Annotated in this window: 7 protein-coding genes; 2 read left to right on the top strand and 5 right to left on the bottom strand. The window is 30.6% G+C overall.

Annotated features, from left to right (window positions below; translation table 11 throughout):
• Positions 1-13 precede the first annotated feature (13 nt).
• Positions 14-1,294 (bottom strand): MFS transporter, encoded by a 1,281-nt coding sequence (locus ACJDUH_RS13730; protein WP_406765774.1) that lies wholly within the window; start codon positions 1,292-1,294, stop codon positions 14-16.
• A 280-nt stretch (positions 1,295-1,574) separates the two neighbouring features.
• On the opposite strand from ACJDUH_RS13730, the gene ACJDUH_RS13735 reads away from it, so the two are divergent.
• Positions 1,575-2,483 carry a radical SAM protein gene (locus ACJDUH_RS13735; protein WP_406765775.1) on the top strand — a complete coding sequence of 303 codons (909 nt, stop codon included), beginning with the start codon at positions 1,575-1,577 and terminating at the stop codon, positions 2,481-2,483.
• Between the two features lie 121 nt (positions 2,484-2,604).
• On the opposite strand, the gene ACJDUH_RS13740 is transcribed toward ACJDUH_RS13735, so the two are convergent.
• Entirely contained in the window at positions 2,605-4,404 is a 1,800-nt protein-coding gene (locus ACJDUH_RS13740) for a heme NO-binding domain-containing protein (protein WP_406765776.1), read from the bottom strand.
• A gap of 355 nt (positions 4,405-4,759) precedes the next feature.
• Between ACJDUH_RS13740 and ACJDUH_RS13745 the strand changes: the two genes are divergently transcribed.
• Positions 4,760-6,547, top strand: coding sequence for a SpoIID/LytB domain-containing protein (locus tag ACJDUH_RS13745; RefSeq protein ID WP_406765777.1), 1,788 nt, complete (start codon positions 4,760-4,762; stop codon positions 6,545-6,547).
• A 25-nt stretch (positions 6,548-6,572) separates the two neighbouring features.
• Here ACJDUH_RS13745 and ACJDUH_RS13750 read toward each other — a convergent pair whose 3' ends face one another.
• From ACJDUH_RS13750 to ACJDUH_RS13760, 3 genes are read right to left on the bottom strand one after another with little or no spacing between them, the layout of a single operon-like run.
• On the bottom strand, positions 6,573-8,315 hold the full coding sequence (locus tag ACJDUH_RS13750) for an HD domain-containing phosphohydrolase (RefSeq protein WP_406765778.1): 1,743 nt from the start codon (positions 8,313-8,315) through the stop codon (positions 6,573-6,575).
• Positions 8,296-9,411 (bottom strand): ABC transporter substrate-binding protein, encoded by a 1,116-nt coding sequence (locus tag ACJDUH_RS13755; protein ID WP_406765779.1) that lies wholly within the window; start codon positions 9,409-9,411, stop codon positions 8,296-8,298. Before ACJDUH_RS13755 ends, ACJDUH_RS13750 begins: the two co-directional genes overlap by 20 nt.
• A gap of 16 nt (positions 9,412-9,427) precedes the next feature.
• Positions 9,428-10,132: a S24 family peptidase gene (locus tag ACJDUH_RS13760; protein ID WP_406765780.1), complete on the bottom strand. Its 705-nt coding sequence runs from the start codon at positions 10,130-10,132 to the stop codon at positions 9,428-9,430.
• Positions 10,133-10,375 lie beyond the last annotated feature (243 nt).

Raw genomic sequence — 10,375 nt, forward strand, 5'->3', positions numbered from 1 at the left:
TCTCAATCTGCTTTTATGCAGTTACTGATTCTTTTACTACTTTACCAATTGATGGTTTAAGCAGCTTATTTGAAAAATATATCATTGTAGATAACATTAACAATGAAGAAATAAGTATACATAGGTTTGGAGAAAGCTTATCAAAAAGAAACCCAAATACAAACCTTCCTAAGGGCACTGCAGCCATGCTTACAGTGTTTAAAAGTGTCCCTACTCTTCCCATCATTTCAATAGGAACTTCCTTTTGAAAAAGAGTTCCTAAACAAATATTAGATATAGTACTAAAAATGCCAATTATAAACACAATACAGAGCATAGCTATATATGGTACTATATTAGTATTAAAAAGCTTTACGAAAAATTGGGCTGGAACTATAGAAAGTGTGCCTACAAAAACGCCTACTAGAAGAAAACTCCAAAAAGCCACCCGAGATATTTCGTATCTTTTAACTATTTTACTGCAAATAAAGGGTGAAAATAGCATAGAAACTACAAATATAGACTCTATCATTCCATATTGAAAATCTGTAACCTTTAAAACTTGTTTTGATATAAAGGCAAAGCCAACAGAAAAAATTGGATCTGCTGCAAAGTTAGCAATAAGGGCAATTATCATAAGCATAATAATTAAATCTTTATGCTTAATAAAACTAAGGCCTTCAGAAAAATCCTCAGAAAACTTTTTAAAGCTAAGCTTTTGTATATTTCTATTTAATTTTGGTATTTTTATAAACACTTCACATATTGAAGAAGCAAAAAAACTTAGACAGTTTATAATAAGAATTGGAAATAATCCATAAAGTCCAAATAAAACACCTGCTATTGCTGGAGATAATAGATTTCCTATACTGGAGAAAAAAGAATTAATACCATTAGCATCTACTAATTCCTCTCTATCAATTATAGCTGGAATTACAGTTGACACGGCAGGTTGAAATAAAACATTAATGATTGATAGTATTATTACTAGAGAATATACACTTCCTAAAGTCAACCCCCCATTAGCTATAAAGACAAATGCATATAAAGAAACAACTATACCTGCTGCTAAATCTAAGTATACAAGAATTCTTTTTCTATCGAACCAATCTACAAAAACACCTGCAATAGGTCCAAGTATTAGCTGCGGAATTATTGATATTACTAATGTAGCTGCAAATTTAATTCCAGATCCTGTTAGCCTTAATACATATAAAGATAATGCAAAGCTTTGTATGCCGCTTCCCAATAGTGAAGTTAGTTTTCCAGTCATGAGAAGAGACAAATCCTTTTTCTTTAATAATTTAATGTTCATTTGTTAACCCCCCACCCCAAGTATCATAGTTTATATAATATCATAAAATTATTTATTTTTGTATAAAAATAATAAAATAAATAATTTTTTACAATTTTGTATTTAAAAACTCAAGTCAATACAAAATATTTGAGAATTAGACAACATGTTTCATTTTATACTATCTTAATTTAAGCCTAAATTCCACTTACAAACTGTGATTTTTTTAATCCAATTATTTTGAAAATAAGAGATTGTATAGTTTTAAAAATAGTATTAGAATCTATAAGAGGTGTTTTTTATGCTTGAAGGATTAAGAAATTGTATGCTTTGTCCAAGAAATTGCTCAGTTGACAGAACATCTAATAAAGCAGGCTTTTGCAGGTCTGGTTCTAAGATTACTTTAGCTAGAGTTTCACTGCATTATTGGGAAGAACCTTGTTTATCCGGTAAAAACGGCTCTGGTACTATATTTTTTTCTGGCTGCAATTTAAAATGTGTCTTTTGTCAGAACAATGCTATAAGTCATAAAGGAGTAGGAATGGAAATCTCCGTAGAACGGCTTTCTGAAATTTTTTTAGAGCAGCAGTCAAAAGGTGCTCATAATATAAATCTAGTGACACCCACTCATTTTGTGCCCCAGATAATATACGCAATTGAAATCGCAAGAAATAAAGGTCTTAAGCTTCCAATAGTTTATAACAGCAGTGGCTATGAAAATATTGAAACTATAAAAGCTTTAAAAGGATATATAGATATTTATCTTCCTGATTTTAAATATTTTGACGATAAATATTCAATTAAATACTCCAATGCTCCTAATTATTTTTCTATAGCCTCAAAGGCAATAGAAGAAATGTATAACCAAGTTGGTAGTGCTTCCTTCGATTCTGAAGGAATGATGAAAAAAGGTGTTATTATTAGGCATTTAATGCTGCCAGGACTCTTGTTTGATTCAAAAAAAATAATTGACTACATATATAATGCCTTTACTGATAATGTATATATAAGCCTTATGAATCAATATACCCCTGTAAATAATTTGGAAAAATACCCTGAAATAAATAAGCCCTTAAACCCAAAACATTACGAAAGCCTTATTGATTATTGTCTATCATTAGGTATAAAAAATGCATTTATTCAAGAAGAAGGTACAGTTTCTGATAGTTTTATACCTGAATTCGACTTAAGAGGTGTAAGGAAGCTTTAAATGTGGCAAAGGGATGTTTTTCGCGGCACATTGGTGTTGTATCTAATTACCAGCACTGACAAAAAGGGAGGTTTAAAAACCTCCCTTTGTTATCTGCTATATAATAAATAAATGGGCCTAACTAAATCTTGTATTTTGATAAGTCCCCTTTAAAGTTCTGAGTTATTTTCTTAAATTCATGAATATTGTCTAGAAGTTTTCTTATTTCATTAGTATAGTTAGAAACACTTGCACTAACTTCTTCAGAGGAAGCAGAATTTTCTTCAGCAATAGCTGCTAGTGATTCTAATGTTTCATAGATCGTTGCAATGGAGTCTGTTTCCTTTGTTAGTTCATTAATTGTAATAATAGTTGACTTAGCTACTGTATCAACTGAAGTAGTAGCTTCATAGCTAATATTTCTTACCTCCTGAAGGTTATCCGTTTCCTTTTGAAGCACATCATATTGAGTTTCTATTTTGTCAACTAATGTTTTAATTTCTTCAACAAATTGGGCAAGATTTGAATTAATTTCTTGAACTGCATCATTGGATTGTTCAGCTAATTTTCTTACTTCTTCAGCTACTACTGAAAAGCCTCTGCCTGCCTCACCAGCTCTTGCTGCTTCAATAGAAGCATTTAATGCCAATAAATTTGTCTGTTCAGAAATTCCTGAAACAATTGATACAATGCTTGTTATATCTTTTGCTTTGCTTTCAAGATTGATGCCCTTGTCCTTAACTTCTTGGAACATTTCAAGACTATTTAATATGTTTTTACTAGTTCCTTCTACATTTTTATAGCTATTATTTATTTTATCAATTGCTTTTTCAAGTTCCACCTTATTAATATTTTCATTGTTAACTATTCCTCTTAAAGCTTGTATATTATCATTTAAAATTGAAACAGCCTTTTCTGTATTTTCTGCTTGACTAACTGAACTATCCGCAACTTGTTCAACCACTCCTGTAATTTCTTCAGAAGTCTGATTCATTGAAGTAGTTATTATATTAATCTTATCAGCAAAGGTATTCATTTCGTCAGTAATACCCTTAAAGCCAACAAAGTCAGCTCTAACAGCTTTTTTATGCTTTGAAAGCTCCATTATTAAATTTTCAAAAAAGTCCCCTGTTTCTATCTCCATATCTTCTACAAAATCACTATTATTAAGCTTTAGTATGCTTTCTTCCAATAGCTTCTTTGGTCTTATTAAGGCAGAGGTTGCTATAAATGAAGCTGCTGTTGGTATTAAGGCTCCTAATAATGCTTTTAATATATTACTTGTCCCCATAAGCGGAATAAGTCCTGCTGCTGAAAAAACAAAAGTAAATAATGCAACCTTAGCACCAAGGCTTCTTATAAAACCTAAGGATAAAATTTTACTAAACTTATATTTTTTCTTATATAATATACTTTTTTCAAAGGTTAATTTAACCTTTAAGGAATTACTGCTTCTTTCTATTTCGTCTATGCCAACTTTTTCTCCAAAGGTTTCAATGGCTCCATCCAACATTCCTAAAAAATAATCAAACATACCACGTTTTGATTCATAACTAAATATAGCCTCATTATTAGAAATTGGTTCAATTACCACATGAGGTGGTGCAGCATCAGGAAATCTTTTAACCATGACTACATGTACATCATACATTGATTTCAAAAAAGAGTATAAATTTTCATGTTCAAAGAAAGCTGGAAAGTCCTCAGCAAAGGATTTTAAATTAAATCTTCCGATGCTCCTCCACAAGTCTTTAATATCTAAGTTCTGGCTCTTTGCAATAGCAGAAATAGCCTGTTTGATCTTATCATCATCAACATTTTCCGCAGGTGAAAAAATTTTACCGCTGCTCCATCCGCCAGCTTCCATTGCCCTATCAACAACTGAGTCTCCATATAATTTTCTACTTGTTTTCATCCAGGTTGCAACAACAGTTCCTTTCATAAAACCCTCCTGTAATTCTCCGGGGTACTGAACAATTATTAATTGTTCAGGTCCTTTATTTCTCTGGAGCACGTAATAATTATTAATTGTTACGCCTCCTGTATTCCTCTGGGGTACGCAATAATTATCGAATATTGCGCCCCCTGTATTATTGTTAAATTGTCATTATTGGTAATATAATCTATTATACAGTAATAATGACTTTTTGTTAATGTTTTCTACAAATTATGACTAATTAATTTATAATAAGTTCCTGTCTCCCTAATTACTTATTTAAAATTAATTGTATTATATTCCATATTATATAATATAATAAGTACAAGGAACTTAATGATTAAGATCCAAGGGGGTTCATATGAAAAAATTATTAGCAGCATTATTATTAATTCTATCAGTTATTGTTTTTATTATATTTTTTCCTAGAAGTGTAGAAAATGCTATCATAATAGGTACATCTGATCAAAATGTAACTATGCTTATAGATGGTAAAACAAAAATCTTTAAGTCCTCAGTGACTTATCCAAAACTTACTGTTGTAAATTTTAAATATAATTTGATTAAGGTCTACGGCTTTAAAGTACAGAATCCAATCCTTGATAGAGTTATGCTTAAGTCCAGTTATTTTTATGATTTAGAAACCTTAGGTAAAACTGACTTAGCTTCAAAAGCCTACTTTTATTCAGTTGACAAAGATAATAATATTAAAAGTACTAGCAGCAAAGAGGTTATTGTAGGTAAAAGTAATGTAAAATGTTATAAAAATAATAAAGGTGATCTTAAAACGTTTATAGTTTTTCCTATTGATTACACTTCAATGAGAGTAGGTTTATCAACAACTAACTTTACATCAGTATTTCATAGCCAAATTCAAATAAAGACTTCAGCCGAAGCAAAGCTATATAGTAAAAGAGATAAATTATCCATAGATTTGCCAAAAAATAGCATTATTACTATAACTAGCGATGGTGATAGTCTATATTTGCTTTTAGATAATAAAAAAACTACTTTTAAAAATAGAATTTATATTAGCGGTAAGGCACTAACTATATTAAGTATTAGAAGAGGTTCAAATACCTTCAATCCAACTTACAGCGGTATATTAGAATTTAATAATTTAGATAGCGGAATGACTGTAATTAATGAAGTAGCCTTAGATGAGTACCTAAAAAAGGTAGTGCCCTCTGAAATGCCTTTATCAGGAGGTATAGAAGCACTTAAATGTCAAGCTATTGCTGCCAGAACCTATGCCATATCTGATATGATAAATAATAGATTTGCTGATAAGGGCTTTTATGTGGATGACAGCACCAGAAGCCAGGTATATAATAATTATCCTATGCAGGCTTTAAGTTCTGAGGCTGTTGATGAAACAATGGGAATGATTATGACCTATGAAGGTGCTCCTATCGATGCAAAATATTACTCTACCTCCTCTGGTACAGGTGAAGATTACAAGGACATATGGTTTAAAAGTGACGGCAGTTCAGAAAATCGACCTTACCTTATTGTCAATAATTATTTAAATCCTAAAAAAGAGCTTCCTAAAACTGAAGCCGCCTGGCTAAATTTTTATAAAGACACTACTATAAAAGCAATAGATAGTGATTATCCTTATTTTAGATGGAGAATCGAATATTCAGATACTGGTATAACCAATATGCTCAATAAGACCTTAAAAAGCTTAGTAGAAGGAAATTCCAGCAAAGACTATGTTGAAATTTATGAAGACTCTAAAGTAGTTACAAAGCTGCCTCAATTAGATAAGCTTCAAGATATTAGAATCTTAAAAAGAGGTGCAGGTGGTATTGCCATTGAAGTATCCTACATTTTCTCAAATGCAACGGTGAATGTAAGAGGAGACTCATATATTAGAAGTTCAATTAAGTGTAACAAGGATTATACAAATGAAGAAACTAAGGTGATAAGACTTAAAGGTGATCCCTTAACTAACTTTGCTTCCCTGCCATCTTCCTTTTTTTCAGTGGAGAAAAAGGATGGAAAGTTCACTATTTATGGCGGAGGCTTCGGACATGGGGCTGGCATGAGCCAATTTGGTGCAATAGAACTTTCTAAAAACGGTGCTAAATATGAAGATATATTAAATACTTTTTATAAAAATATAAAAATAGATAAAATATATTAAAAAAACAAGGGGGCTACCCCTTGTTTTAATCATTTACAGCTCCTAATTCTCCTTCATTAAGCATATTAACAAATACATCAACTATTAATGGGTCAAATTGCTTTCCCTTATTTCTTATAAGTTCATCTATTGCTTTTTCTTTTGACATTCCTTTTCTATATGGTCTATCAGCTATCATTGCATCAAAGGCATCAGCTACACAGATAATTCTAGCACCAAAGGGAATATCATCCCCTTTTATTCCTTCTGGATATCCAGTTCCATCATATTTTTCATGGTGATACTTGATTATTTTTCTTTCTTCTTTTAAGCTTTCTATATCTTTAAGTGCATAATACCCCTTTACTGGGTGAGTTTTTATAACTTCATATTCATTGTTTGATAGACAGTCAGGTTTATTAAGTATTTCTTTTTCAATACCAATTTTGCCGATGTCGTGAAGTATTGCAGATACCTCAATACTTTCCATATCAAGATTAAAACCATATTCATTATTAAGTCTTTCCGCAATTTGCTCTGCGTAAAAAGTAACAGCCTTAGAATGACCAGCAGTATATTCATCTTTAATCTCTAAGAGATTAACCATGGTCCATATAATTTGAAGATACTGATCCTTTCTATCTTTTTCATTTTTACTAATAGTGGCAAGCATAGTCTTTATTTCATCATTGGCTGCAACCAATTCTTCATTATAAGTTTGCAGTTCCTCTTCCCTTTGCTTTATCTTATCCGCCATATTAGCAAAGCTCACTACAATGTCATTAATTTCTTCATGTGGATATAGATTAGTAACTTTAATATCATAGTCTCCAGTTGTTATTTTCTTTAAATGACCTTTAAATATATTTATATAGTTAGTAAAAATATTGGACATCTGCACTGAAAAGATTATGATAAAAGTCAGAACAAATAATGTGGTTAAGACTAGGAGAATAATTAACCCATTGATAAGCGCCTCATTGCTGAATATATTATGCTGAATCAAAACATACATTAAAGTAACAGGTTCTTTTATTATAGATCCTAATACATATTCTCCGGTTATTTTATCTTGATAAAACATTGGCTTTTTACTATTAATACCTTCATTCATTATTAATGAAGTCTTAATATTATCTTCCTTCGATAGAACATTGCCATCGTTACTTTGAAAAATAATATCTCCATTAGAATCCACAAGGTAATATACCAGGCCTACTAGATCCTTGTTTTCTATAATGCTTGGATTTATTATTAAAACTACCAAACCCATAATTTTATTATCTTTTATTATAGTGCTAACAATATTTAAGGTTACCTTTTTAGTTTTATAAGATATACCTGAAGGAGGAATAAAGGTTGTCCTTTCATTTTTTTTAACTGCCTCACTATAATAAGTTTTGCCGCTAAGATCAATTCCAAGAAAGTCCTCATAGTTATCAGAAGTCTGTGTTACAATGCCTTTATCATCTAATATTAAAATACCCTGAATATCCTTTGAACTATCAAAGGACTTCTGCAAAAAAAATGATTTTTCACTCTTTGAGCTATCACTTGCCATGATATCAGCTAACGTACTAGAAGTATCTTTTAATCTTAAATTCTTCTCTGTAAGATTATTTATTAAAACTTTTGATAAATTATCCTCTTGCCAGCTCATTAGTAAAAATACCATGGTTATTACAAAGACACATAATATTAAAAAGTTTATTACTACAAAGAATACGCTGCCACCAAGCAAACTTAGGAAGGAAGCCCTTTTTATGCTTCTAGTTTTTTGAACTTTCATAGCTGCTTCCTCCTATTTTTATAAATTGTGAATTCTTTACAGTAAATATGTACTCTTCACCTTGTGCATCTCCGTAATTATTAAATTTAAATTTATTGTCTATGTTATCGAAGGTATGATTTTTATCAATGGCCTCTTTTAAAGTCAAGTGATACTTATATTTATCCTCATAACCCTTTTTCAAAACCACAAATGCATTATATACTCCGTATGGTATTAAGCCATTATCCTTCTTATATTCTTCCAATTCCTTTGTAAATTCACCGTATTTACCACTGCTTTCAGTTAAATTTGCAGGTGTTACAAATTTAAAGTTTTCAGCAGCTCTGCCGCCGTAAAATATTAAATTTTTATCTCCACTCCAATTTAATCCGAAAATATTATTTGTTATTCCTGCTTGGCTTAATTTTTGAAGAACAATTGCAGTATCTCTAGCAGAAGCCAATATCAAAACGGTCTTGCTCTTAAAGATATCAATATTGCTAGGTTTATAATATAAGGAAGAACTGCCGAAACTTTCTTCAAAAGAAACCTTCCCTTTTAATTGCTTAATATTATTAACTATAGAATCCTTATATAGTTTATTTGCATCACTATATATAACTGCAAAGTCTGTATTAATTTTATTATTGTTTAAATAGTCAAATAAAGTCCTTACCTCATTTGAATCATCTGGAAGAATTCTATAAATATAATCATCTTCATTATTAAAGACAGAAGATGTGGCACCTACAGACAGGCAGACAATTTTGTATTTATCTAAATAAGGCTTAAGTTTTACTATTTCATCACTTGTGGCAGTAGTTATAATTGCTTCTATCTTATTTTTTATCAAATACTGTATTGTTACTTCTGGATTAGTAAAATCGTCATTTTTAACAACAAGCTGAATACTCTTTCCTCTAATTCCTTGGCCATCATTTATATCCTTTTCAGAAATCCTAGCAGCAATAACTGAATTAGTAACAAAATCATATCTTTCTTCCTCAAATTTTCCAAGAAGAGCGACTTTAATAGGAGTTTTTAAATTAATGTAAAATAAACCCACAGAAAAGATTATCAAAATAAGGAGAAGGACTATATATAACTTTTTCATACCCTAACCTCAATTTCTATAATTTTATTTCAACTCGTTCAAGCTTTGCAATTACATTAATATCTTTAATATATACAGTTTCAGTTCTGAGGCTTCCTTTATTGCTTATTAATAGCACCTTGTTATTATCTAATTTCTTAATCTGTCTTATTATTCTTTCTGAATTAAGGTCTATTAGGCATATTGCATTATTTTCTACTTCATGTGTTAAATGAGCAAATGCAATATCTCCCTGGGCTATTCTAAACATACGCATATCATCATTTTCTACTAAAAGATACAAAACCTTATCTTGTGAAAAACCTTCAATTTTATTAGATATAACTGGCAACTGCCTAGATCCAATTACACTTTTTAGATCATATTTATATATTGGAACTGTTTTTATTACTGAGCTTAATGCACTGCTCCATTGGTCATTTATCTCTGCTAAATCCTTATTTGAAGCTTTTCCTGTATATGACCTGCTGACCTTGACTGTCTCTGATTTTATGCCTACTTCTCCTCTGTCTGCTTCTTCTTCCATGGACATATTTACATCATTTATATCTTTGCCAACAATTTTCGAAACCTTAGCTAGCATACTTTCATTTAATATCTTTCTCCCAAGCTCTACTTCATTAATAAAACTTTCAGCAACACCAAGCTTTTTAGCCAACTGTTTTTGGCTTAATCCAAGCTTTTCTCTCGAATCTTTCAATTTTTCTCCAACTCTACTCATTGTCAATCCCTCATTTCAGCAATATTATATATAATAATACATATATTTTATTACAGAATTTTCAAGTTGGCAAGTAAAGACTCTTTTTATACATAAATAAGTGTTTAAATTATTTATATTTAATTATAAAAAAAGAAGAGGTTAGAAATTTAAATTTCTAACCTCTTCTTTTTTGGAGGCGCCATCCAGATTTGAACTGGAGAATAGAGGTTTTGCAGACCTCTGCCTTACCACTTGGCTATA

It is taken from the genome of Candidatus Clostridium radicumherbarum (assembly GCF_045310525.1).
Taxonomy (GTDB): Bacteria; Bacillota; Clostridia; order Clostridiales; family Clostridiaceae; genus Clostridium_AT; species Clostridium_AT radicumherbarum.

Excerpts from the sequence above, each read along its gene's own strand:
- ACJDUH_RS13730 (WP_406765774.1), bottom strand. The coding sequence starts at position 1,294 with ATGAACATTAAATTATTAAAGAAAAAGGATTTGTCTCTTCTCATGACT.
- ACJDUH_RS13735 (WP_406765775.1), top strand. The coding sequence starts at position 1,575 with ATGCTTGAAGGATTAAGAAATTGTATGCTTTGTCCAAGAAATTGCTCA.
- ACJDUH_RS13740 (WP_406765776.1), bottom strand. The coding sequence starts at position 4,404 with ATGAAAGGAACTGTTGTTGCAACCTGGATGAAAACAAGTAGAAAATTA.
- ACJDUH_RS13745 (WP_406765777.1), top strand. The coding sequence starts at position 4,760 with ATGAAAAAATTATTAGCAGCATTATTATTAATTCTATCAGTTATTGTT.
- ACJDUH_RS13750 (WP_406765778.1), bottom strand. The coding sequence starts at position 8,315 with ATGAAAGTTCAAAAAACTAGAAGCATAAAAAGGGCTTCCTTCCTAAGT.
- ACJDUH_RS13755 (WP_406765779.1), bottom strand. The coding sequence starts at position 9,411 with ATGAAAAAGTTATATATAGTCCTTCTCCTTATTTTGATAATCTTTTCT.
- ACJDUH_RS13760 (WP_406765780.1), bottom strand. The coding sequence starts at position 10,132 with ATGAGTAGAGTTGGAGAAAAATTGAAAGATTCGAGAGAAAAGCTTGGA.